Below are 23,061 nucleotides of genomic sequence, written 5' to 3'. Positions count from 1 at the left end.
CGGAAACAATTATACTAGATGTAATCGAAATAAATAATCTGAATATTCTCAGAATTTAAGGTAAAAGTTTTACTATCTACAAATAGAATTAGAAATATGTCCACTAAATAGATTAGAAAACGATAATAACATTAGGAGGATTACGATGCCCCAGCTTGATTCATTACATCCCACTGTAGAAAAAATAATCAATAATATTGAAAAAATAATGGTCGGAAAACGAAAAGAAACGATCTTAGCTTTGACAGCTCTCTTAGCTGACGGTCATGTGCTATTAGAAGATGTTCCTGGTGTCGGGAAAACAATGCTAGTACGTGCTCTTTCTAAATCCATTGATGCTGATTATAAGCGAATTCAATTTACACCTGATTTATTGCCGTCAGATGTAACAGGAGTTTCTATTTATAATCCGAAAGAGCTCCAATTTGAGTTCAAGCCTGGACCAATTATGGGGAATTTTGTACTTGCTGATGAAATTAATCGTACATCTCCAAAGACACAATCTGCTTTACTTGAATGTATGGAAGAAGGCAATATTACAATCGATGGCATTACAAGGCCTTTACCAAAGCCGTTCTTTGTCATGGCTACACAAAATCCGGTCGAATATGAAGGAACATATTCTCTACCAGAAGCTCAGCTCGATCGTTTCTTATTGAAACTAAAAATGGGATATCCTACACCAGAAGAAGAATTTGAAATTTTAAACCGGATGGAAAAAACAAATCCACTCTCTCAATTACAGACCATTACTACAATAGAAGAATTAATTTATTTACAACAAAGCGTACGGGTAGTAAGTATGGACAAAGCAATTAAGCATTACATTGTAAAACTTGTTAATCAGACTCGTACGTACAGTTCTATACAGCTAGGTGCAAGTCCACGTGGCTCAATTGCTTTAATGAAAGCTTCACAAGCTTATGCATTTATCCATGGCAGAAATTATGTTATTCCAGACGATGTTAAATTTTTAGCTCCTTACGTTTTAGCACATAGACTCATTTTAAAAATGGAAGCAAAATTTGAAGGAATAACTGGAGAACAATTTATCGCAAAAATCGTTGCACGAACTACTGTGCCGACTCAAAGGACGATGAACCCTTGATGAAACGAATACTGCGAGCGCTATATCACGTTACGAAGTTATTGCTACTCCCTTTATGTCTAGTCTTAACATTTGTGTACGCTATGTTTCAAGGAGGGTTTGTAAGTTGGTTTTTGTTTTACAGCACAATTCCCATTGCTCTTTATTCACTACTACTCCCCTTTTACGCTTTACGGGACGCTGAAGTAAGACGAATAACAAACCAAAATGGATATGTAGTAGGAGAACAATTTATAAGCACGATTACAATAAAAAGAAAATTTCCTTTTCCCTTACTTTATTTAGTTATAGAAGATGAACTGCCACCACAATTTATAAGTTGTAAACAAACAAAGATGAATAAGGTAGTACTCTTCCCAGGATTGAAACGAAATATTTCGTTTCAATATGTTATTGACACAATCTCTAGAGGCGAGCACACTTTTTCAAGCGTTCGTGTAAAAACTGGCGATTTATTCGGCATGATAGAGAAAGAAGTAACTTTTTCAGTTCCAGATACATTTTTAGTCTATCCCCAGTATGTAGATATAGCATATCGACAATTGGAAAATCATTTCGAACAAGGAGCGCTTTCAGCAAATATAAATTCAGCAAAAGACTCTACAATCTCTGTCGGTGTCAGAGACTATAAACCTGGTGATCGCTTTTCATGGATTGATTGGAAAGCAACTGCACGAACAAACACTATTATGACAAAAGAGTTTGAACAACAGCGCAGCCATAATGTCATGATATTCATAGACAGAACCGAGTCTCCTCTATTCGAATCAGTCGTCACATTTACTGCCTCTATCGTAAGGACTGTCTTGAAACAAAATTTACCAGCATCATTCGTGTCTATCGGAAAAGAACAAACTATTTTCCCTTTAGACAATGGAGATACGCAGTTACAACAAATCCTTTGTCATTTAGCAAAAGTGCAAGCAGACAGTGTATTCCCGCTCTCCCAGAGTGTAGACATGGAACTAAGAAAAATTTATGAGCCCGTCACGGTTATACTCGTGACCAGTAATCTTTCTCCCGATATTCAAAAGGCGGCTGATTGTGCTGCTATAAGAAATAGAAAATGTATGGTTTTTGTCGTGAAAGAAAAAGCGAATCAACTTTCACACCGAGAAATCAGTATAATAGAAACTCTAAAAAAACGACAAATATTTGTAAACACGGTTTATGAAAACCGGTATACAAACGTGTTTTTTGAGGTGAGCAAATGATAACATTACAAACAAAATACAAGTGGGATACGAACAGATTCTTTATGCATGCATGTGTATTTCTTCTTTTACTAGAATGGCTAAGACCTCTTATAGGTATTACAAATGTAGGTAGATTAGATATTTTCGTAACATTTATAGGAATTTGCTTCGCTCTCTCTTTTTTTCAAACGAGGTGGCAGATTCCAATAAAAATTGTCACAGTCCTATTTATCATTCATTCCCTATATTATAAAAATGCTTTTATAAATCCATCTTGGCTAACAGCATTCTTTTCTGATATGTTTCGAAATTCCTCCCTGTTTTTCCAAGGGAATTTACTAGATATTTCTCCAGTTTTTCCGACGGTTTTATTTTTTCTCTCATTTTGGTTTTTGAGTTCTTTTACTTCATTTTGGATTATTCATAAAAAACGTGGGTTTCTATTTCTTGTATTGACTATTATTTATATCGCAACTTTTCATAACTTACATTTATACAATGCAAACTACGCTATTATTCGTACTGTTGTCATCGGCTTTTTTATGCTTAGTCTTCTTCAAGTAGAACGAATAAAAGAACGTGAACACTTACAAAATTATGCTAGGGAAATCTCAAAATTACTTAGACCACTTACAATATTTATTGTATTATTAGCAACCATCGCATACTTTTCTCCAAAATTTGGCCCTCAATGGCCAAACCCAATGGATTTTTTAAAATTCAACACATCTGAAGCAAGTAAAGAAAAAAAAGTTTCTACAATTGGGTATGGTTTAGATGACTCACGATTAGGTGGTCCTTTTAAGGCGGATCCTACAATTGTTTTCACAGCACGAACGCAAAACAAACAATATTGGAGAGTCGAAACCAAAGATTTTTATACCGGAAAAGGCTGGGAGGTTTCTGAAAATCCGAAAAAGGTTTCTTTTAAAAATAAAAACGACGTCGTAAGCTGGTACGAACAAAACACAAAAACAGAAACTACTGAGGCAACAATTACCATGCAAAAAAGTTACCCTCACCTTACCTATCCAGCAGGATTAGTAACAGTTGAAGCTTCTTCTGATGTATCATACAGTGTTGACCCGTTTTCAGAAAAAATTTATACAATGAATGGAGACTCTTCTACTACTTTACATTCGTATAAATTAACATATGAGATCCCTGAGTTTTCCATAAAAAACTTGCAAGCTGTAAAAACAAATGAAGGTCAAGAAACAAATCCTTATTTTATGACAAAGTACACACAACTTCCCGAGTCATTACCACAGCGCGTAAAAGACTTGGCTATCAATCTTACAAATGATAAAGACAACCGATATGATAAAGTATTAGCTATTGAAAATTACTTCACAGACAACTCTTTTACATACGAATCAACGAATGTCTCATTCCCTGCCAAAAGCCAAGATTATGTAGATCAATTCCTTTTCGATACAAAAAGCGGCTACTGTAATAATTTTTCGACGTCTATGATTGTACTACTTCGTTCTGCCGGGATTCCAGCTCGCTGGGTGAAAGGCTATACAGAAGGAACTCTTGACAATACACTTGCCTCTGCAGAAGGTGAGGATGTTTATACAATCACGAACGATAACGCACACTCTTGGGTCGAAGTATATTTCCCAGAATACGGATGGATTCCATTCGAACCGACAAAAGGATTTACTAATCCCTATAATTTTATAAATAATACGCCTGCTCCTATTTCACAAAATAGCGAAGCAAATAATTCTAATAACGAGCAAATACAACAACGAAATAATGAAGCAAAACTTAAAAGTTTAATTGAAAATACAGAAGAAGCTTCTACTAAAAAGGTCACAAATTCTAAAACTAGTTTTTCTTGGTGGTACGTATTCCTCTCTACGATACTAATTAGTATTATAGGATACATTCTCTTCACCACTAGAATGAAATGGATGACATTTCTTATTATTCATTTCTATAAATACCGAAAAGATGATGCTGTTTATCAAAAAGCTTACGGTGCACTTTTAAAACAATTTGCGAGAATTGGCATACCACGGGGTGAAAGTCAAACATTCCGAGAATACGCTCTCCATATCGATACACTTTACAACTCGACCGATATGCAACAACTTACTGCCAGTTATGAGAACGCTATGTATCAACAGGGGCAGGCTACGGTAGAATGGAAGAAATCCGTACACTTATGGGAAGTACTTATGAAAAAAACAGCTTCTCCACCTAAATCAGATGGCTTTGATACAGTTATTTAATCTTGAAAATTTGAGTTTAAAGAAAACGTCTCAAAGAACTACATTGTTCTTTGAGACGTTTTTTAATAAAGTGAAACTCCTACTTATTCCCCAAGCACCTTCTCAATCTCAACCTCTAAATCTACCGGCTTCGTCTGCGGAGCAAAACGCCCTACTACTTTCCCGTCTTTTCCGATTAAAAACTTCGTAAAATTCCATTTCACTGCTTTCATACCAAGTAAACCTGGTGCTTGTTCTGTCATGTATGTATATAGAGGGTGAGCCTTATCACCTTTCACATCAACCTTTGCAAACATCGGGAAGTTTACACCGTAGTTTAATTCACAAAAACTAGTAATGTCCGCTTCTGTACCTGGTTCTTGTCCCCCGAATTGGTTACAAGGAAATCCGAGTATTTCGAGTCCTTGGTCTTTATATTTATCATATACCTCTTGTAATCCTTTATATTGTGGTGTGAAACCACATTTGCTAGCTACATTGACAATAAGAAGTGCTTTTCCTTCGTAATCTTTTAACGATTTTTCTTCACCTGTAATTGTTTTAGCTGAAAAATCATAAACTGTCATTGTCTTTGCCCCTCTCTTCACTATCATTCTATGTTTATACTATACTACATTCGTGAATATACAGCTCTTATTACGTACTTATAAGTTGTAATGATAGCGCTTTATTTCTGTTCGAAAATTCGACACAAACTACTAGACTTTTATGATGGAAAGTTTTACAATTGAAATGTGAACAAAATGTGACAGTTTATATTCCATTATAAAAGAAAAGGATGGTGTTCATTATGAAAACTGCACAACATGAAACGATTTCAAATCGCGAGTTTTATTTCGTACTATATATGATGTTATTGTTTGTTACTGGCTGGGTAATCGATGTAAATGGTTTATTCTTAAGCTCCTACTTTAATTTAGCAGGAGAGATTATGCTTCCATTAGTAGGCGGGATTGTTGGACTGTTCATTATGTCTATTAATAAACAACAAACGAAATAATAATATTACAAAAAGGCAGAAGACGAGCTTCGTTTTCTGCCTTTTTTCTATTTTAGCGTATAATAAAAACATGCAGTATATAAGGAGTGGTAACTATGAAAAAAGTAGAGCAATTATCTTCTCACCTATATCTTATTGATGATTTCGATTTACAGCATAATGAACGAACAGGTACGTACGTTTTATTAGGTGACGATATTACTTTAATTGAAACTTGTGCAGCCCCTTCTCTTCCGTATATTTTAGACGGCTTACAACAATTACATATTGATTTAAACGATGTTAAAAACATTATCGTTACACATGTGCATTTAGATCACGCTGGCGCAGCTGGTTTAATGATGGAAAAGTGCCCAAATGCTACGTTATATGTGCATTCTCGTGGTGCTCGTCATATGATTGATCCAACAAAACTTATTTTAGGTGCAAAAGCTGTCTACAAAGAAGATTTCGATAAACTCTTTGATCCAATTCTTCCAATTGAAGAAGAACGTGTTCATATTGTACAACATGGTGATACGTTAAAAATTGCAAAAGATCGCACCCTTACATTTTATGATACACCAGGACATGCGAAGCACCATATTAGCATTCACGATTCATTAACAAACGGGATTTTTACTGGCGATACAATTGGAATTTATTATAGAGAACTCGCAGACGTTGATGTAGAGTTATATCTACCATCAACGTCCCCTTCACAATTCCAACCAGATGCGATGATTACTTCTAAAAATCACATTCAAAGTATAAATGTAGATACTATTTATTTCGGTCATTACGGCGCATCCTCTCATGTTACAGAAGTATATAATCAACTGGAATATTGGCTACCTATTTTCGTTCATACTGGTAAGGAAGTCTTTGAAAAGTATAATGATTTCGATGAAGCAACTAAAGCTTTACAAACTTTGTTAATGGATAAAATCTCTTCTCATCTTACAAAGTTAAACGTTCCATCAGATCATTCCGTTTATAATATTTTACATTTAGATATAGAAATTAGCGCAATGGGCATTATTGATTATTTCACGAAGCAAGATAAAGCAAACTCCACTATTAACTAACAGTAAAAGAAGAGATATACAACAGTAGTTATTGTATATCTCTTCTTTTTTTGAATATATTTTGAGTAAAGGATGGTGGAATATAATGCAAAAAGTGATGCTATACCTCTGCTTCACATTATTTATCGTCTTATTATTATTTGTAGGAGTAAAAATTCAATTTTATTTAGATACAGATGCACAAGTGAACTTTAACGTTTATCCAAGATTATTCTACTTTACACTCTTCCCTCTTATAGTTGGCATTTTATTACGCTTCCTTCAATCTATTAATCGCGAAACGAGTAAACAAAACTGGAGCTTTCAACCGGATAAATTTATTGCTATTACAGTGCCTACACTATTCATTTCCTTTTCCCCAGCACTACTCTTTTCACCACTTGCCGAATACCTACCTTATTTAGTTAATATTATTCTAATAAATACAACTTTTGTTACGATTATTAGTTTAATAGCTGGTTATTCCCTTTTAGATTGTTTTATACAAAAGGATCATGCAAATATGAAAAAATATAATTGAATGCTTTATTTAATCGTGCAAGTCAAGGATTGTACTGCCTTGGCTTGTTTTTAGAATACTTATATTCCTGTATAATACAGTTATCGAATGAAATTCGGAGGAATGATACAATGTTTTTTCAATTTTTTCTACTAGCAGTCATTATGTCTTTTATTAGTGGTCGACTAATTGGTACAAAACTAAATCTTGTCAAACAAGCAAGTGCAGCCACTTTAGGTGTTTCACTTACATCAGCTCTGTATTGGTTTTTATATTTACGCTATCAAGATGAATCTGTTGTCGGTGTTGATAGATATTTTTGGCTAGGAAGCTCATTAATTGTATCGATGCTATGTTACCTAGTTTTTGAATTATTTGATCCTATTAGGCGTGGCGAAATGGATGACGTAGCAACGGAAAGCCGAAATCCTATTTCAAAATTCTTCGCTAAAATTGGTAGACAAAAAAGATATATGCGTGTCTCTTCTATTGCAATAAAACACGGAATGGGTAAATATTTAGCTTTAAAGCGCTCGCCAGAAGCAGATCGTAAGCTCGCCACTTCACTTCGAAATACACTAGAAGAATGCGGCGGTGTATTCATTAAATTCGGACAAGTTTTATCAACTCGCTCTGATTTATTACCACCTGCTTTTATTCACGAGTTATCAAACCTTCAGGAAAATGTAACGCGTTTATCACAAAAACAAGTTGAAGAAATATTGAAAAAGGAACTACATATACCAAAAGATGAAATTTTCAGCTCCTTTGAAATGGAACCGTTAGCTGCCGCCTCTATTGGCCAAGTACATAAAGCGAAGTTGAAAGAAAACGACCAGGATGTCGTCGTTAAACTACTACGTCCTAATATTTCTGAGACAATTAAACGTGACTTAGATATTTTAATTCACTTTTCTTTATGGATTTCCAACAAATCAACTTGGGCTAAAAATATCGGATTTCTTGATTTAGCACATGGCTTCTCTATCGCAATGAAAGAAGAAATTGATTTCAAAATTGAGGCTCGTAACTTCGAACAAGTGTCTGATTCACTAAAAAATAGCGAAACGAAAGTAAAAATACCGAAAGTATATCAAGAATACAGCAATTCAAAAATACTTGTGCTTGAATTTTTAGATGGAGTAAGCGTTAAAAGTGGGTCAGCATTATTAAATGAATTACAAATTGATACGAAAAAAGTACAACGGCAACTCTTTGATTGTATTTTAGAGCAAATTTTCTTTAAAGGTATTTTCCATGCAGACCCTCATCCAGGTAATGTGTATATTCTTCGTGATGGCACTCCTGCATTACTTGATTTCGGTTCTGTTGGACGATTAGGAACACTACAACAAGATGCATTCAAGCGACTACTTATCGGCTTTGAGCGCAAAAATTCATATGTCTTGCTTGATGGATTGCTTCAATTAGTTGAAAAGAAACCAAATGTTGATAAAGAAGGATTAGAACAATCTATCAGTCAATTATTAATCCAAAGTACGTATGGTTCTACAAATGGTTCTGAAGAATTCATTCAGGGGCTATTTCAAATAATCGCTGAGTTTGAATTAGCATTTTATCCAATGGTTGCAGGGGCTTTCCGCTCTCTAATTACGCTAGAAGGAACGATGCTGCAACTAAATCCTGAATTCAATTTAATGGACGAAGCGAAGCGCTTTGCGAAAGATCATGCAGCTAGCTTCATGCCGGTTAACAATTATTCTAGTTTAAAAGAAGCTGCAACAAACGAATTACTCACTATGTTACCTGCCATGCGACGCATTCCTAGAAAACTAGATGATTTAAGTTCAAAACTAGAAAACGGAGAATTCTCCGTAAAGGTCGGCTTTTTCTCTGACGAAACAAATGCATCGTTCATTACTACTTTTATCTCACAATTCCTCATTGCATTTATTGGAACTGCATTTGGTGGGATTTCGGTAGGCGTATTGCATTTAGCAAACAATGCGGAAGAGCCAAATGATCAATTTTTAAGTGTCGTTGGTTACGGTGGTTTATTTATAAGTGCGATATTACTTGTAAGAGTAGCTATTCATGCGGTAAGGAAATTTAAGTAATAATAAAATGAGTATGAAATCACGTAGATTTTATACTCGTTTTTATTGTGAAAATATTCAATATGCACTAGGAAATTTATGTTAAACTAAAGAAAATCGTGCACTATGTCAAAATACATGTCAATCAAGGGAGAATTATTATGTATAGATTTTTTGGATTCTCGTGTCTAATGTTTCTCGCAAGCATATTTTCTTTCTTTATTCTAAGAGGGCCTAATGCAAATTTAACTTTAATTATTTCGATACTAGGTATTCTCTCATTACTCGGCATTATTTTTGCGATAGCATCAAAAAATTGGTTATTCGGAATAGTTGGTACTGCATTAAATGGTGTAATACTAGTATTGGTATATTTCTTATTGCTAGCAAAAGGAATAGGTGGTTAATATATTTCCATTTCAATAAGAAAAGCTCAGAGCTTAGGCTATGAGCTTTTCTACTTATCTCACCTTTTCATCTACATACTCCATAAACTGCTCCGCTTTAATAAATCTTTCTTTGTACGCCTCAGGCACTTCTTCTACTGTTATCCCGCCACTCGATTTCGTTTTTACTAACACAGTTTGATGTGACATTAATGCCTCCATATATTGTTCATACTCTTCAGGAGTTAGTACTTCTTTACTAGATTTATGGCCATTTAATTTATCAAAATACGGATGAAGCTCCATTACTACCTTTTTCAATTCCTCTTTTTTAGCTGGTGATAATTGATCATAATCTATATTACCATTCGAATCCCCGTACGCAAGCTTTGCATTAGTTAATTTTTTCAGTTCTTTTGTAAACTCTTCATATTCCTTCGAACTCATTTCATCTTTCGCTTCTGATAATTTTGCATTAAAACGCATATACGTTTCTAATGTCATCGCTCCGGCGTGTTTTTTTAAATTCTCAAAAGATCCGTATATACCATCCGCCATAATAGATTGATATGCAAAACCGGTCGTAGGGATTAAAAATGCTGCTGCAAGCACTCCGGCGATAAGACGTTTCTTCACCTTACTTCCCCCGCGATTCATTTTGATTTGAACAATTACTTTTTCTTTTAACTCCGGCGGGGCAACAATCCCCTTCGCTTCTTCTCGTATAGATTCTCTAACTCTACAATCTAAACTCATTTCACATTCCCTACCTCTCCTAAAAAGATTTCTTCTACTTGCTCTTTTTGACGTAGTTTCTTTAATGCCGCATGAATTCTAGACTTCACTGTACCAATTGGAATATGTAATATTTGTGCTACTTCTTCTTGTGAATATTCGTATAAGTATCTTAAGATAATAACTTGTTTCAATTTATACGGTAATTTATGAATGAGTTCGATTAGTTTTTGGTTTGATATTTTACTTACAACATCGTTAGAAAAATCAATTTGCACTGGCTTTCTTTGCTCTTCTGCTTTTTTCATAATTCGTAGTCGCATCCATCTCTTTCTTCTATAAGAATGAATTTGTTTAATCGCAAGCCCAATTAGCCAAGGGCGAAATGGCTTCTCGCTATCATATTTACGAAGCGATTCATATAGCTGTATGTATACTTCTTGAACGACATCATCTACATCCGTTTTATCTTCAATTAAAAAATGTGCTGTTTTATATACTTCTTGAATCGTTACATCATACAATTCGCTATACGCTTCTTTATTTCCTGATAAAGTTAATCGAATTAAATGTGCGTAATCTATTTCAGCCTTCATATTCCAGCCCTCCTTTGTCTTACACTATATATTGGCAAGTAATTCATATTTCGTTCGATTTTTCCGAAAAAATTTTTTATATAAATTAATATTATGATCCAATGAGTTCATAAGCTTCACTTATAACCACACATAACTATTATATAATTTTCCAATTTCTGATAAAGATTTAAAATGATTTATATAGTCAAATTTAGGAGGATATATGATGAAAGCTATCGTTGTAACGTCGTTCGGTGGTCCTGAAGTGATGAAATATACAGATTTGGATATACCGGCTATTTCAGAAGATCAAGTTTTAATTCGCGTTGTTGCTACTAGTGTAAATTTCGCTGATATTAAATCACGTTATGGCAAAAAAGGAAATAAAGCACTACCTTTTATTCCAGGTATAGATGCCACTGGTATTGTAGAACGCGTCGGTTCTCATGTGAAAAATATTCAACCTGGACAGCGTGTCATTGCTTTTCCTCATAATGGATCTTACGCAGAGTACGTTGTTTCAAATGAAAATCTCACTTTCGTTTTACCCCATGAAGTCGACTTTCAAACCGCAGCTGCTTGTCCGATCGTATCTTTCACAAGCTATAATTTACTCGTGAATGTTGCAAGGCTTCAACAAAATGAATCCGTGCTGATTCATGCAGCTGCTGGCGGAATTGGTACTACCGCGATTCAACTTGCAAAACGATTAGGGGCTGGAACAGTTATCGGTACTGTCGGAAGTGAAACGAAAAAAGAAATCGCTTTAGATGCTGGAGCTGATTATGTTATTTGTCATCAAGATGAAGATTTTGTAGAGAAAATCAATGAGCTGACAAACGGAGAAGGAGTGAATATAATTTTGGACTCTATTTCTGGAACTGTCTCTGAAAGAAGTTTAAACTGCCTAGCTTATTACGGTCGCCTCGTTCATTTCGGTAATGCAAGCGGTAAAATTGGCAATTTCAAAACGAAAGATTTACACGCAAGTTGCCGCTCTATACTAGGCTTTAGCTTTGGCACTACACGGAAAAAACGTCCTGAACTACTCCAAGAAACGGCAAATGAAGTTTTCCGTTATTTGCGTGACGGAAGTTTGCAAATGAAAGCTACAAAATCTTTTCCCCTTCAAGATGCAGGGAAAGCACATGAATGGGTCGAAAGTAGAAAAAGTACAGGGAAAGTAATACTAACTGTTCAGTCTTCTTCCTGAAATGAATACTGGAAACAGAGGTGGCATTCATGGGATCACGAATTATGCATGTTATTATCGCTAACGGTATTGCTGAGAAACTATGTATTCAAGATAAAACTTCTTTCTTACTTGGAGGGGTAGCCCCTGATGCGGTTCATTCAGCAGAAGAAAAAGGAACTTCACACTTTTACGCTGGTACAACGAAGAACTATACGAGAAGAATAGATTATGATTCATTCTTTCATAAATACGAAGCACATATAGATTCCCCCTTTATTTTAGGCTATTATACCCACCTCATTGCCGATGATAATTGGCTAAGTGGCTTTTTTCTACCATGGCTAAAAAATAGAATAGAGAATGACGAAACCATCGCACCCCTGTACTATAACGATTTTAAACTGTTAAATGCAAAGTTGCTTCATCATTACGATCAAGAACAACAGCTCTTCTCTCTTCTCAATCAAGAGGCTCACATTGTGGATATTGAAGAGGTTTCTAAAGAAAACGTTTTAGCTTTTCGAAAGTATCTTTTTGAAGATATGTTGTATCCTGAGCAACATTTGCATGAAGACTTACAGGTGTTTACGTTTAATCAAATTGTCGGTTACATTGAAACCTCTATTGAAAAAGGTGCATTTTTTATTAAACAACTCTCTCATGAAAAATCCACTTCAAAGATTTAATCCCCCTCAATATATTTGAGGGGGATTTTCACATAGCAATATTATTATTGGTTCTTCTCCATAACCGCAAAATAATTCCCTTCACTATCAGCAAAGTTAAACACTTTACCAGAAGGCATAGTTACCATTTCTCCAACAGTAACATTTTTATTTTTTAAACCTGCATATAATTGATCCAGATTTTCTGAGAAGAACATTAAGGACGGTGTACCAAGATTTAATTCTGGGCTCATTTTCGAAATAACTTCTTTATTATGTAATATAATGTTCGTTTCAGCACCGTTAGTTGGAGCAATTTCAATCCATCTCATTCCTTGCTTGTTATCTTCCTCCGCAACTACATGAAACCCTACCTTTTCCGTCCAAAAATTTACTGCCTCATCTTGATTATTTACATATAACATAATTTGTCCTACTTTATGAATCATTTCTATTCCTCCTATTGTTTTTTTACATTCTATGTAGCTTTCTACAGCTGGTATCGTTATTCCTTTTGAGTTGGTATGTACTTCTTTGCAAAATTTATCGACTGACTCATCCCATCCAGTTCGTCAAAATAATTGTTTCTTTCAATCATGTTATATCCGTCGAATCCAATTTCATCTAATACTTTGAAGAATATATCGAAATCCACTTCACCATTTCCTACTGCTACTTCTATATACTTACTTGAACTATTACTTTTCACTTCTTTACAATCTTTAATATGAGTTTGTACTATATAATCTTTTAATAGTAATAAACCTTCTAACGGATTTTCATTTACATCACTTATTAAATTTGCTGGGTCAAAGTTAACAGCTAGTCCTTTCGAGTTTGCATTTTCTAAAAATCGTTTTAATACTATTGCTTTTTCAGATCCTGTCTCAATAGCAAAGACTCCCCAAAATTTGAACGCTAATTCTCCTATCTCATAACAAACCCGTATCATTTTATCATAGCACTCACTTTTTTCATCATCTGGAACTTTCCCAATATGAGCTGTTATGATCTTTGCTCCCAGCTCCAAACCTCTGTCAGTAATATATTTAATCTGATTTATTGTACTGTCAACTTCTGTTCCTGTAATTCCATTTTCTCCAAAACTAATTGCTAATGATGGAATCTTTATTCCATTAAAAGATAAGCTTTTCTTTAAAGCAGTCCATTCTACCACTGGAATATTAGCTAAGTTGAAGTTTTTATTCATAGCATATAATTGAATATATTCTAAATCCCATTCCCTTGCTTTTTGTATTCCTTCGTTTACTTCAATATGTTTCGTATTCAAAAACATTCCTAATTTCCTATCCATATATGAACCTTCTTTTTATCATTTCGCATCAGTTTAATATTCGACTTTTTTTATATTACTTCCTTGTACATATGTTGATTAAAAAAGTGATAATAGATACATTTCAATAATCATTAATAAAACTCCTTGTATTATTCAATTGCAAATAAAAAAGACGTAACTACAAATAGTTACGCCTTCCCCATTATTTATCTAGGCTTTTTCTTCCCAGTAAATGCTGGTTTCTTTTTCTTAGGTGCTGGTGGCTTCGATTCTACAAATGTTCCTTTGAACATTTCTTGCTTCGTAAATACGATGCCTAGTTTTTTCGCAAATTGTAGTAATTTGCGCTCTTCTTGTGGAGTTACAAGAGATACGACAGTTCCTTCTTTACCCATACGTCCAGTACGTCCTGAGCGGTGAATGTATTGGTCTACTGTGTCTGGTAATTCTAAGTGAATTACATGTGTTAAATCATCAATATCAATACCGCGTGCTGCAATATCAGTAGCAAGTAGGATTTCTAATTTTCCACCGCGGAAAGCACGCATCGTTGCTTCACGCTCTTGTTTACTTGCTTCTGCATGAAGAGCCGCTGCTTTCATTTTACGGAATTTCAATTTCTGAGTAATTTCATCTAAACGGAATGGATCGTTTAAGAAAGCAACTGCTTTTACATCGCCCATATGCATAATTCTTCTTACGTAATCATTTTTTTCGCGTCGCTCACAAATGATATACGTATGCTCAACTAAGCTTTTTGATTCTGCACGTGTTACACGTACTAATTGTGGTTCAACTGCTAAATCACGTGCCGCATCTTCTGCCGCTTTTGTCATTGTCGCCGAGAAGAATACTAATTGACGATCGCGCATCGTTGATTTAATTACATCTTGCACTGCACCCATCATTTTTTGCTTTACAATTTGATCAAACTCATCAAATACAATTGTTTTTACTTCATGCATTTTTAGCTTTTTCATACGAATTAATTCTAAGATACGGCCTGGTGAACCGACAATTACTCTTGGGTGTTTCTTTAATTTTTCAACTTGGCGCTTAATATCTGCACCACCAATTAAAGATGCACCTGAAATTTCAGTTCCTGCTGTAAATTTTTGAACCTCTTCATGAATTTGCATTACAAGTTCACGCGTTGGAGCTAAAATAACAACTTGTGGCTGTTTTACTTCAGGATTAATTTTATGTAAAAGGGGTAATAAGTACGCTAATGTTTTTCCTGTTCCAGTTGGAGATTCAGCTATAACGTCTTGTCCTTCTAAAATAGTTGGAATCGCTTGTTTTTGAATTTCAGTTAATTCTTTAAAACCAGCCTTCTCCCAAGCTTCTTGTAAAAATGGTTGCATATCTTTTATCATTTGTTTTTCTCCTTTATCTCTATTTTTGAAGAAAATGCTGTATTGTTCGCACCGTTTCTATCATGTGTGAAATAACAGCTATTAAATCATCAACATGGTCTTCTGTAATCGCTTTTTGAAATAGAACCTCTACCTTATTATGATATGAAATCGCTTGCTTATTATATTCGTATGAAACTTTCTGCATAATCATTCTTTCTTTTCCCCATATAGAACGCATTAAAGTTTCAATTTCTTTGCATCCTACTTCTGGTTGTTCTAACGGGAATGAAAATGCTAGCTTCATTTCACAACCTGGTGTAAACTGAGGCACTTCTAGTATTTCACCAGACAAGTTCTTTGCATCCACAGATAATGAAAATGTTGCTTCTACTAATGGTTCGAACGGTTCTGTTAATTGAAATGAGATATGATATATACGACTTAATGAGGCAAGGTCCATCATATCTTTTCGATCTGTTACAAGAATATCTCCATGTAGATCAAAATCATACACAGCACCTTCTACGATTACTTTTAAATTGTCAAAAGCAGTTGGATCAAACATAATTTCCTCCAAAAAACAGGCGCCTTTCGATGGAAAGGCGCCACTTGATGTATATATAGTTTACAGATAAACGAGATGAATTACAACCTTTTAGAATAAACCTACTGCTTTTCCATCTTCATTTACATCCATTTGAAGTGCTGCTGGTTGTTTTGGAAGACCTGGCATTGTTAACATTGTACCTGTTAACGCAACGATAAAGCCTGCACCGATAGATGGTTTTAACTCACGAATTGTAACGATAAAGTCAGATGGACGACCTAATTTTGTTGCATCGTCAGAAAGAGAGTATTGTGTTTTCGCCATACAAACTGGTAGGTTACTCCAACCTTCTCCTTCATATTGAGCTAATTGCTTACGTGCTTTCGGAGCAAATTCAATATCTTTTGCGCCATACACTTTTTGAGCAATTGTACGAATTTTTTCTTCTAATGGTAATTCTAATTCATAAAGTGGTGCGTAGTTGTTTTCACCTTTTTCGATTTCTTTTAGTACTTTTTCAGCAAGGTCAACTCCGCCTTGGCCACCCTTCTCCCAAACTTCTGTTAAGGATACTGCATAGCCACGCTCATTACACCACTCTTGTAAGTATGTAACTTCTGCATCTGTATCTGTAATGAATTTATTAATTGCAATTACGAAAGGCACACCAAAGCTTTGAATTGTTTCAACATGCTTCTGTAAGTTTTCCATACCTTTTGCTAATGCATCTACATTTTCTTCTTTTAATTGATCTTTTGCTACGCCACCATGCATTTTAAGCGCACGAATCGTCGCAACAATAACAACTGCTTCTGGTTTAATGCCAGCTGCACGAGCTTTAATATCTAAAAACTTCTCAGCGCCTAAATCAGCACCAAATCCAGCTTCTGTAATAACATAATCACCTAATTTTGCTGCCATTGTCGTAGCGATAACACTGTTACAACCGTGAGCAATATTCGCAAATGGTCCGCCATGAATAATAGCTGGTGTATTTTCTAATGTTTGTACTAAGTTTGGTTTTAATGCGTCTTTTAATAATAGCGTTAACGCACCTTCTACACCTAAATCTTTAACCGTTACAGGTTGATTTGCAAAGTTATAAGCAACTACGATGCGAGATAGACGCGCTTTTAAGTCTTGAATATCTGTTGCAAGGCAGAATACGGCCATAATTTCAGATGCGACTGTAATGTCAAAACCGTCTTCACGTGGTACACCTTGTACAGGTCCACCAAGACCAATTACTACGTTACGAAGGGCACGATCATTTAAGTCAACACAGCGTTTCCAAACAATTTTACGCGTATCAATTCCAAGTGTGTTTCCTTGTTGGATATGATTATCAATAAACGCTGCTAATGCGTTATTGGCAGTTGTGATCGCATGGATATCTCCAGTAAAGTGAAGGTTAATGTCTTCCATTGGTACGACTTGTGAAAAACCGCCACCTGCTGCTCCACCTTTTAATCCCATCGTCGGTCCAAGAGATGGTTCACGAAGTGCAATTACTGTTTTCTTACCAATTTTGTTAAAAGCTTGACCTAAACCAACTGTTACTGTTGATTTACCTTCTCCAGCTGGAGTTGGGTTAATTGCTGTTACTAAAACAACTTTACCGTCTTTCTCATCTTGTAAGCGCTTAAAAATATCAAGAGATAACTTACCTTTATAATGCCCGTATGGCTCTAATTCATCTTCTAAAATATTTAAATCAGCTGCAATTTCTTGAATCTTCTTCATACTCGCTTCTTGTGCGATTTCAATATCGGATTTCACTGTTGTAGTAGTTGTCATATACCCTAGTCCCCCTTTAATTGGTTCTGATGATATTGTATCAGTTTTTTGTATTTTCTGCACTTATTTACCTCCTAAAAATTCTTTCATTTCTTTATACGTTTTTTAACATAAATACCCATAAGAATGTTAACGATTGTTGTAACTCTGTAGGTAGTTGACCTAACATCTTCTCATTTACTCCGCGCTTATATACGCCGATGCCATCTATAACTTTAAAACCTTGTTCTTTCGCTAACTGTTCAAATTCCCAAGGCATCATCGTATTACAAACAACGTCTTTTCCATACAAGCGAGGATAACTGTTCTCTCGTGGCTTTGCTGTCGGTCCTAAAATTGCAATACATGCATATCCATCTTTCTTTAACACACGCTTTATTTCATTTAACGCTCGTAATGGCTCTTCCGTCCATTCTAAAGAATTAATTGCCATAATTGATTCAAATTGCTCATTTTCAAATGGTAATGCAGAAAGATCTCCTTTTATAAAAGATAAATTTGGTCCTTCTCCGCGCTCCTTACCTTTTTGAATCATCACTTCCGATAAATCTACTCCCACTGCTTTATAGCCTGCGCTACTTAATTTATATGTACCGTACCCATCACCACAACCAACATCGAGCACTTGTGCTTCTTTCTTTACGTATTGTTCAAAAAACGGAATAATTGTGCTCCTACTCCCGCTATCCCACATTTCCTGACTATTTTTATTCCAAAACTCCGCACTACTATCCCATTTCTTCTCTGCTGATTCATGCCAATTAAATGTTGTCATACATTCCCCTACCTTCACGTATTATCATTCATTTCATTCTACATCATTTTCCAAAATTCCTGTTTTATCCTGCTTGCAGTAAGACACCTACCTCAAAATTCAATGGATGCGGACCAGTTAATGGGAGAGAACTGCTCATAAAAATCCAATTGTTGCTGGCTGATAATCAGTCGTGATGGAAAAAATCCCGCACTTTATCTTCAATAGGAAATGGATATGTTAACGATGGAATACGTATTCTCCATTTTTTGCTTTACTTGGGTTTAACTCATACTCATGCTCTTCTCATTTTGAAAGATACTATAGATACACCCAATTGAAAGAGAGGGATGTACATGCGAAGAAAGAGAAATCATCATTTTAAAAGTGGTGAAAAAAACGAAGAGTATGCTGCTGAAATATCACCAGCTGGCATTCCAATTAGACATAAGCGTAAAGAAATTGCAAATGAGATAGAAGGTACAAATACCGGCGCAATGGTAGGCTATGTCGCTTTATTTCTTTCGTTATTCTCCATTGCTTTTTATCCAGTTACGCTCGGCTCCCTAGCAATTTTAGTTGGCCTATTAGCTGTCAATTTCGGAGCAAGAACACTTGGATATACAGCAATTGGTTTTGGTAGTTTTTCTGTTTTATTTACTTTACTTTATCCGCTTGCTTTGTCAGCGTTTTAAAAAAACACACCAAGTTATACTTGGTGTGTTCATTCATGATACAACATAATATGACCGCATCCACAACAATGTTTCGCTGTAATTTCTTGAAACACTGGATAATTTTCTTCATCTCGATGCTCAATAAATACTTTTTCAAACCGATACATGTTTGGTGCATATGCCCAATCTTGTTTCGTACGTGCATATAATGTTGAGGAAAAAAACTCCTCACCACCGCAAACGATACATGTGTTCTTCATCGCTATCCCTCCTATGCTTGTCTTACTTCATCTATATGAACATAAGCATAAAAAAAAGACCTTCTATTACTAGAAAGTCTTCTCTGAAACAAAAAGAAATGTACCAAACATTCCTACTCCGCTATATTCTTTTGAAACACCAGCTTCTGTTTTAAATGTTTGCTTTACAGTCATAAAGAATACACCATTTCGTGCATCTGTACTTTCAAATTGTAGTTTTTCTTTTTTACCATCTACATTTTGCGTGCATTCAAAACTACTCTCATTACAATTCAACGCATACTTATCCTCTACATACACTTTAAAATCTGATTCTTTCGGACAAGTTATAAGTAATATTGCCACGAGAATAATACTTACAATACCCACAATTGTATAATATTTCTTCATTTGTACTCCTTTCAAATGACAAGAAAACTTGACTTCATGCGCCAAGTTTTCTTAGTCAACAACCCATTGCCACTCTTGTTCTTTCTTATCAAAAATGAGCCAACCTGTTTCTGTTGCTTCCTCTTTCAATTCATCGATATTATCTAGCACCTCATCCGTACTTTCATACGAACCAACTACATATACCGGAATTTCAAGACCTCTTCTTGACTCAATCTTCCCTGCTAGATCTATGTAAAGACCATCTTCCATTAGTGGAATAAGTCCCATAATCAATTCTTTTGAAATTGCTGGGAAAATTTTTGATTTTTGGAAGAAAGAAAAACGTTTCTTACCGAAAGCACCGAGTTTATACGGAATGACTTTACTTAACATTCCTACAAAATCGGCAATTCTACGATAATACACTTTGTTGTACCATCCGTCATCATGTGAAAAATAAACAAATCTATTTTTCAGTAACGGAAAGAATGTTCTTGCAAGTGGTTCTTTTTTGTGAGCCAAATATAATAATTCTGCAATTTCTTTCGGCTCTAATTCATCTAAATCGCTTGCATCATCAAAATCTACCCAACAAAATTCATCAAATTCATCAATCTCTGCTTGAATTAACTTATGTATATTTTCTTCCTCAACATATTCAAATAAAGTATGATAATGAAAATCCGTCCATTCAAAGTTGTGCTTCAAAAGCAACACTTGATGAAGCGGTGAAGGGATGTTACTCGCAAACTCTTTAAACGTAATTCCTGATGTAATAAAACAATGACCTCGACGATTACCATTAATATATATCATATTCTTTACTTGGTCAGATCCTCCAGACAAAGCACCTAGCCACCTTCGTTTTATATGTTTCAATTCTATAGCATATTTTAACATGAAAAATTTTAGAAACATAGAAAAAACTTCAAAAACTATTTACAATTTCATGTGTTTTATTACATAGTGATTACAAGAAAAAACGCCTGCTCATAAGCAGGCGTTTTTAAAGGATTTCATCAGGGTTTTGAGGATGATGATTTCCCTCTTTCTTTTCTTCTTTTTGGAACATCGATTGAATTTTATCAATTGTTTGTGGAGCTAATTCAATCATTTTTTCTGCTAAATGTGTCGCATTTTGTAAATGAAGAATATTTACTCCATCTTTATTCACCACAAGAAATGCTACTGGTGTAATCGAAACACCACCCGCGCTACCGCCACCAAATGCAGGGTTACCGTTCGCTCTTTGTCCATCATTCGTTTGGAAATCAGAACCTCCTGCTCCAAAACCGAACGCTACTTTAGAAACCGTTAACACCACACCACCGTCAGCCGTTTGAACAGGCTCTCCAACAATCGTATTTACATCAACCATTTCTTTTAAATTTTCCATTGCTGCTTTCATTAACCCTTGAATTGGATGATCCACCGTTCATAACCTCCTTTGTCATATCTTTCCTAGTTTTTCCGAAAGTTTGTGAACTAAACATAAAATTTTATATTGATTTCAAAAAACTTAAGTTGTAATATTTAGAAAAATAAAAAAAGAGGTCGATTCTTTATGATGCGAAAATTAACAAAGAAAGATCATGAACAAGTATTCGCTTACCTAAAAGAAGAAGCAGCCATTAACTTGTTTATTATTGGAGATATTGAAGCTTTCGGTTATGACACAGATTTCCAAGAATTATGGGGAGTATTTAAAGAGAATGGGACATTAAAATCAATTCTACTCCGATTCCACGATTCATTTATACCATATAGTAAAGAAGACTTTGTTACCCTTGATTATGAGGCACTTCTTTCCGCATATAAACCGCTTAAACTCTCTGGCAAGTCAACTATTGTAGAAAGGTTTGAAACTTCTCCAAGTCTACAATTAGGCGCCAAAAATGAAATGTATTTTTGCGAATGTCTAAATGACAACAACTTACCTAGCACGCCTATCCAAGAAACAATTAAACTTGCCACACTAGATGATGTAGAGCGAATTATGCAATTGCGAGGTAACATTGCTGAATTTCCAGTTGCTAATGAATCAGAGAAAATATTAAGACAAGCTCTCAAAACAAATACAGGACGCACATATTATATTGAAAAAGACGGTGCTATTATTGCATCCGCCTCTACTTCCGCTGAAAATTCATTATCCGCTATGGTAGTTGGCGTATGTACACATCCGAATTATCGCGGAAGCGGATACGCTTCGCTCATATTACAAAAAATGATTCAAGACTTTACGAATGAAGGCCGAACGCTTTGTTTGTTTTATAACAATCCAGCTGCTGGACGTATTTACAAACGATTAGGGTTTAAAGATATTGGGATGTGGACGATGTATCGATAATTAAAAGCCGATTTAAAATCGGCTTTTATACATACTGTGCTATTCCAGCTTCAAAGGCTTTCTTATCATTATTTAGTACACCAAATAATGCTTCTTGAAGAGCAAATGTACTTTTGTAAAAATACATTCGTTCCCTTACTGCTTCTAAATTAGGATAATGTGCTGCAAATAGTTGTAAAAACTCTCCTCCATAACTAGCTAATATACCTGCAAAATCATAAGCAGGATCTCCAATGCTCGCACCACCAAAATCTATGACCCCTGAAATATCCTTTTTTGTTGCACTATATAAGATGTTTGTCATGCCAAAATCCCCATGAACAAGACTCGGTGTAAAATTAAAATGGCTCTCTTCATTTAAATACGTTTCAAAAGATAATGAAACTTCTCTTTTTGCCTCTTCTCTCATGTATGGATAAACATAATCTTTTAATTGACTATATAAACTATTTGTTTCTGCATATATATCAGCACTATCATTTTGCATAATACCTTCAAATGTGGATAACGGAATTTCATGCAATTCTTTTAAAAATCCCGCCAATGTGCACGCAAGTTTCTGTAATTGCTTTTCATCATTTATTCCCGTAAAAGTATTTTTCCAAAACGGTTCCCCTTCAATCATTTCATATCCTGCAAATACTTTTCCTAGCACTTCATCTTGCAATCTTTGATAACTTGGATCAGGAATTTGGATCGTAATAAATGGTCGTATTTTCTCCAGTAACTTTGTTTCTACTCGAAGTTTTTGAATACCTTTTTCATATTTCGGAAAACGAAATACTATATTATCATTTATAATTAAAACATCATTATTTTGGCCAATTTCATTTACATGTGCCGATTTTATTTGTAGTTCAGGATACACACTTTGTAAATACGCTACATACTCATTTTCTTTTCTCATGCTTTCTCGCTTC

Annotated in this window: 26 protein-coding genes; 12 read left to right on the top strand and 14 right to left on the bottom strand. The window is 35.0% G+C overall.

Annotation, left to right across the window (positions count from 1 at the left end):
• Positions 1-145 precede the first annotated feature (145 nt).
• From N2V79_RS10495 to N2V79_RS10485, 3 genes are read left to right on the top strand one after another with little or no spacing between them, the layout of a single operon-like run.
• Positions 146-1,108, top strand: coding sequence for an AAA family ATPase (locus N2V79_RS10495; protein WP_025117808.1), 963 nt, complete (start codon positions 146-148; stop codon positions 1,106-1,108).
• Positions 1,108-2,322, top strand: coding sequence for a DUF58 domain-containing protein (locus tag N2V79_RS10490; protein WP_069355480.1), 1,215 nt, complete (start codon positions 1,108-1,110; stop codon positions 2,320-2,322). Before N2V79_RS10495 ends, N2V79_RS10490 begins: the two co-directional genes overlap by 1 nt.
• Entirely contained in the window at positions 2,319-4,547 is a 2,229-nt protein-coding gene (locus N2V79_RS10485; RefSeq protein ID WP_075717270.1) for a transglutaminase TgpA family protein, read from the top strand. Before N2V79_RS10490 ends, N2V79_RS10485 begins: the two co-directional genes overlap by 4 nt.
• An 83-nt stretch (positions 4,548-4,630) precedes the next feature.
• Here the strand turns inward: N2V79_RS10485 and bsaA are convergent, their stop codons facing one another.
• A complete protein-coding gene (gene bsaA, locus N2V79_RS10480) occupies positions 4,631-5,113 on the bottom strand; it encodes a glutathione peroxidase (RefSeq protein ID WP_000219434.1) in 483 nt (160 codons plus the stop codon).
• Between the two features lie 224 nt (positions 5,114-5,337).
• Between bsaA and N2V79_RS10475 the strand changes: the two genes are divergently transcribed.
• The 5 genes from N2V79_RS10475 to N2V79_RS10455 all read left to right on the top strand — a co-directional run bounded on the left by N2V79_RS10475 (position 5,338) and on the right by N2V79_RS10455 (position 9,577).
• A complete protein-coding gene (locus tag N2V79_RS10475) occupies positions 5,338-5,547 on the top strand; it encodes a DUF3925 domain-containing protein (RefSeq protein ID WP_043938462.1) in 210 nt (69 codons plus the stop codon).
• Positions 5,548-5,642: 95 nt separating this feature from the next.
• Positions 5,643-6,614: an MBL fold metallo-hydrolase gene (locus N2V79_RS10470; RefSeq protein ID WP_053564662.1), complete on the top strand. Its 972-nt coding sequence runs from the start codon at positions 5,643-5,645 to the stop codon at positions 6,612-6,614.
• A gap of 85 nt (positions 6,615-6,699) precedes the next feature.
• A complete protein-coding gene (locus N2V79_RS10465; RefSeq protein WP_340719834.1) occupies positions 6,700-7,134 on the top strand; it encodes a hypothetical protein in 435 nt (144 codons plus the stop codon).
• Between the two features lie 110 nt (positions 7,135-7,244).
• Entirely contained in the window at positions 7,245-9,191 is a 1,947-nt protein-coding gene (locus tag N2V79_RS10460; RefSeq protein ID WP_340719833.1) for an ABC1 kinase family protein, read from the top strand.
• Positions 9,192-9,331: 140 nt separating this feature from the next.
• Positions 9,332-9,577 (top strand): hypothetical protein, encoded by a 246-nt coding sequence (locus N2V79_RS10455; protein ID WP_088352121.1) that lies wholly within the window; start codon positions 9,332-9,334, stop codon positions 9,575-9,577.
• Positions 9,578-9,631: 54 nt separating this feature from the next.
• Here N2V79_RS10455 and N2V79_RS10450 read toward each other — a convergent pair whose 3' ends face one another.
• The gene (locus N2V79_RS10450) at positions 9,632-10,312 is read right to left on the bottom strand and encodes a DUF3600 domain-containing protein (protein WP_000050703.1); all 681 of its coding nucleotides are present in this window, start codon (positions 10,310-10,312) and stop codon (positions 9,632-9,634) included.
• Entirely contained in the window at positions 10,309-10,887 is a 579-nt protein-coding gene (locus N2V79_RS10445; protein ID WP_000642664.1) for a sigma-70 family RNA polymerase sigma factor, read from the bottom strand. Before N2V79_RS10445 ends, N2V79_RS10450 begins: the two co-directional genes overlap by 4 nt.
• A 208-nt stretch (positions 10,888-11,095) precedes the next feature.
• Here N2V79_RS10445 and N2V79_RS10440 point away from each other — a divergent pair, with 208 nt between their 5' ends.
• Both N2V79_RS10440 and N2V79_RS10435 read left to right on the top strand, forming a co-directional pair.
• On the top strand, positions 11,096-12,082 hold the full coding sequence (locus N2V79_RS10440) for a quinone oxidoreductase family protein (protein WP_340719832.1): 987 nt from the start codon (positions 11,096-11,098) through the stop codon (positions 12,080-12,082).
• 29 nt (positions 12,083-12,111) lie between these two features.
• Entirely contained in the window at positions 12,112-12,750 is a 639-nt protein-coding gene (locus N2V79_RS10435; RefSeq protein ID WP_340719831.1) for a hydrolase, read from the top strand.
• A gap of 44 nt (positions 12,751-12,794) precedes the next feature.
• On the opposite strand, the gene N2V79_RS10430 is transcribed toward N2V79_RS10435, so the two are convergent.
• The 6 genes from N2V79_RS10430 to N2V79_RS10405 form a co-directional block, all read right to left on the bottom strand.
• The gene (locus N2V79_RS10430; protein ID WP_340719830.1) at positions 12,795-13,178 is read right to left on the bottom strand and encodes a VOC family protein; all 384 of its coding nucleotides are present in this window, start codon (positions 13,176-13,178) and stop codon (positions 12,795-12,797) included.
• Positions 13,179-13,234: 56 nt separating this feature from the next.
• Positions 13,235-14,044, bottom strand: coding sequence for a sugar phosphate isomerase/epimerase family protein (locus N2V79_RS10425; RefSeq protein WP_340719829.1), 810 nt, complete (start codon positions 14,042-14,044; stop codon positions 13,235-13,237).
• A gap of 188 nt (positions 14,045-14,232) precedes the next feature.
• Positions 14,233-15,402 carry a DEAD/DEAH box helicase gene (locus tag N2V79_RS10420; protein ID WP_000588597.1) on the bottom strand — a complete coding sequence of 390 codons (1,170 nt, stop codon included), beginning with the start codon at positions 15,400-15,402 and terminating at the stop codon, positions 14,233-14,235.
• A 19-nt stretch (positions 15,403-15,421) separates the two neighbouring features.
• The gene (locus N2V79_RS10415; protein ID WP_142245192.1) at positions 15,422-15,949 is read right to left on the bottom strand and encodes a hypothetical protein; all 528 of its coding nucleotides are present in this window, start codon (positions 15,947-15,949) and stop codon (positions 15,422-15,424) included.
• Between the two features lie 90 nt (positions 15,950-16,039).
• Positions 16,040-17,728: a formate--tetrahydrofolate ligase gene (locus tag N2V79_RS10410; protein WP_014482011.1), complete on the bottom strand. Its 1,689-nt coding sequence runs from the start codon at positions 17,726-17,728 to the stop codon at positions 16,040-16,042.
• 94 nt (positions 17,729-17,822) lie between these two features.
• Positions 17,823-18,503 (bottom strand): class I SAM-dependent methyltransferase, encoded by a 681-nt coding sequence (locus N2V79_RS10405; RefSeq protein ID WP_000206577.1) that lies wholly within the window; start codon positions 18,501-18,503, stop codon positions 17,823-17,825.
• Positions 18,504-18,838: 335 nt separating this feature from the next.
• Here N2V79_RS10405 and N2V79_RS10400 point away from each other — a divergent pair, with 335 nt between their 5' ends.
• Positions 18,839-19,177: a hypothetical protein gene (locus N2V79_RS10400; protein ID WP_001253201.1), complete on the top strand. Its 339-nt coding sequence runs from the start codon at positions 18,839-18,841 to the stop codon at positions 19,175-19,177.
• 29 nt (positions 19,178-19,206) lie between these two features.
• On the opposite strand, the gene N2V79_RS10395 is transcribed toward N2V79_RS10400, so the two are convergent.
• The 4 genes from N2V79_RS10395 to ytfJ all read right to left on the bottom strand — a co-directional run bounded on the left by N2V79_RS10395 (position 19,207) and on the right by ytfJ (position 21,223).
• Positions 19,207-19,419, bottom strand: a complete 213-nt coding sequence (locus N2V79_RS10395; protein ID WP_000798747.1) for a hypothetical protein — start codon at positions 19,417-19,419, stop codon at positions 19,207-19,209.
• Positions 19,420-19,488: 69 nt separating this feature from the next.
• Positions 19,489-19,809, bottom strand: coding sequence for a hypothetical protein (locus N2V79_RS10390; protein ID WP_000761184.1), 321 nt, complete (start codon positions 19,807-19,809; stop codon positions 19,489-19,491).
• 51 nt (positions 19,810-19,860) lie between these two features.
• Positions 19,861-20,637, bottom strand: coding sequence for an oxalate:formate antiporter (locus N2V79_RS10385; RefSeq protein WP_000014087.1), 777 nt, complete (start codon positions 20,635-20,637; stop codon positions 19,861-19,863).
• 160 nt (positions 20,638-20,797) lie between these two features.
• Entirely contained in the window at positions 20,798-21,223 is a 426-nt protein-coding gene (gene ytfJ / locus N2V79_RS10380) for a GerW family sporulation protein (RefSeq protein WP_000349991.1), read from the bottom strand.
• A 132-nt stretch (positions 21,224-21,355) separates the two neighbouring features.
• Here ytfJ and N2V79_RS10375 point away from each other — a divergent pair, with 132 nt between their 5' ends.
• Positions 21,356-22,141, top strand: a complete 786-nt coding sequence (locus tag N2V79_RS10375; RefSeq protein ID WP_000984746.1) for a GNAT family N-acetyltransferase — start codon at positions 21,356-21,358, stop codon at positions 22,139-22,141.
• A 25-nt stretch (positions 22,142-22,166) separates the two neighbouring features.
• Here N2V79_RS10375 and N2V79_RS10370 read toward each other — a convergent pair whose 3' ends face one another.
• The gene (locus N2V79_RS10370) at positions 22,167-23,048 is read right to left on the bottom strand and encodes a phosphotransferase family protein (RefSeq protein WP_098127110.1); all 882 of its coding nucleotides are present in this window, start codon (positions 23,046-23,048) and stop codon (positions 22,167-22,169) included.
• Positions 23,049-23,061: the final 13 nt, after the last annotated feature.

Origin of the sequence: Bacillus sp. CH_70 (assembly GCF_038007045.1) — a bacterium.
GTDB classification, from domain to species: domain Bacteria; phylum Bacillota; class Bacilli; order Bacillales; family Bacillaceae_G; genus Bacillus_A; species Bacillus_A cereus.
This window is presented reverse-complemented; position numbering and strand designations above follow the sequence as displayed.

What these genes read in the sequence shown, in the direction of transcription:
- N2V79_RS10495 (WP_025117808.1), top strand. Translation starts at nt 146, where the DNA reads ATGCCCCAGCTTGATTCATTACATCCCACTGTAGAAAAAATAATCAAT.
- N2V79_RS10490 (WP_069355480.1), top strand. Translation starts at nt 1,108, where the DNA reads ATGAAACGAATACTGCGAGCGCTATATCACGTTACGAAGTTATTGCTA.
- N2V79_RS10485 (WP_075717270.1), top strand. Translation starts at nt 2,319, where the DNA reads ATGATAACATTACAAACAAAATACAAGTGGGATACGAACAGATTCTTT.
- bsaA (WP_000219434.1), bottom strand. Translation starts at nt 5,113, where the DNA reads ATGACAGTTTATGATTTTTCAGCTAAAACAATTACAGGTGAAGAAAAA.
- N2V79_RS10475 (WP_043938462.1), top strand. Translation starts at nt 5,338, where the DNA reads ATGAAAACTGCACAACATGAAACGATTTCAAATCGCGAGTTTTATTTC.
- N2V79_RS10470 (WP_053564662.1), top strand. Translation starts at nt 5,643, where the DNA reads ATGAAAAAAGTAGAGCAATTATCTTCTCACCTATATCTTATTGATGAT.
- N2V79_RS10465 (WP_340719834.1), top strand. Translation starts at nt 6,700, where the DNA reads ATGCAAAAAGTGATGCTATACCTCTGCTTCACATTATTTATCGTCTTA.
- N2V79_RS10460 (WP_340719833.1), top strand. Translation starts at nt 7,245, where the DNA reads ATGTTTTTTCAATTTTTTCTACTAGCAGTCATTATGTCTTTTATTAGT.
- N2V79_RS10455 (WP_088352121.1), top strand. Translation starts at nt 9,332, where the DNA reads ATGTATAGATTTTTTGGATTCTCGTGTCTAATGTTTCTCGCAAGCATA.
- N2V79_RS10450 (WP_000050703.1), bottom strand. Translation starts at nt 10,312, where the DNA reads ATGAGTTTAGATTGTAGAGTTAGAGAATCTATACGAGAAGAAGCGAAG.
- N2V79_RS10445 (WP_000642664.1), bottom strand. Translation starts at nt 10,887, where the DNA reads ATGAAGGCTGAAATAGATTACGCACATTTAATTCGATTAACTTTATCA.
- N2V79_RS10440 (WP_340719832.1), top strand. Translation starts at nt 11,096, where the DNA reads ATGAAAGCTATCGTTGTAACGTCGTTCGGTGGTCCTGAAGTGATGAAA.
- N2V79_RS10435 (WP_340719831.1), top strand. Translation starts at nt 12,112, where the DNA reads ATGGGATCACGAATTATGCATGTTATTATCGCTAACGGTATTGCTGAG.
- N2V79_RS10430 (WP_340719830.1), bottom strand. Translation starts at nt 13,178, where the DNA reads ATGATTCATAAAGTAGGACAAATTATGTTATATGTAAATAATCAAGAT.
- N2V79_RS10425 (WP_340719829.1), bottom strand. Translation starts at nt 14,044, where the DNA reads ATGGATAGGAAATTAGGAATGTTTTTGAATACGAAACATATTGAAGTA.
- N2V79_RS10420 (WP_000588597.1), bottom strand. Translation starts at nt 15,402, where the DNA reads ATGATAAAAGATATGCAACCATTTTTACAAGAAGCTTGGGAGAAGGCT.
- N2V79_RS10415 (WP_142245192.1), bottom strand. Translation starts at nt 15,949, where the DNA reads ATGTTTGATCCAACTGCTTTTGACAATTTAAAAGTAATCGTAGAAGGT.
- N2V79_RS10410 (WP_014482011.1), bottom strand. Translation starts at nt 17,728, where the DNA reads ATGACAACTACTACAACAGTGAAATCCGATATTGAAATCGCACAAGAA.
- N2V79_RS10405 (WP_000206577.1), bottom strand. Translation starts at nt 18,503, where the DNA reads ATGACAACATTTAATTGGCATGAATCAGCAGAGAAGAAATGGGATAGT.
- N2V79_RS10400 (WP_001253201.1), top strand. Translation starts at nt 18,839, where the DNA reads ATGCGAAGAAAGAGAAATCATCATTTTAAAAGTGGTGAAAAAAACGAA.
- N2V79_RS10395 (WP_000798747.1), bottom strand. Translation starts at nt 19,419, where the DNA reads ATGAAGAACACATGTATCGTTTGCGGTGGTGAGGAGTTTTTTTCCTCA.
- N2V79_RS10390 (WP_000761184.1), bottom strand. Translation starts at nt 19,809, where the DNA reads ATGAAGAAATATTATACAATTGTGGGTATTGTAAGTATTATTCTCGTG.
- N2V79_RS10375 (WP_000984746.1), top strand. Translation starts at nt 21,356, where the DNA reads ATGATGCGAAAATTAACAAAGAAAGATCATGAACAAGTATTCGCTTAC.
- N2V79_RS10370 (WP_098127110.1), bottom strand. Translation starts at nt 23,048, where the DNA reads ATGAGAAAAGAAAATGAGTATGTAGCGTATTTACAAAGTGTGTATCCT.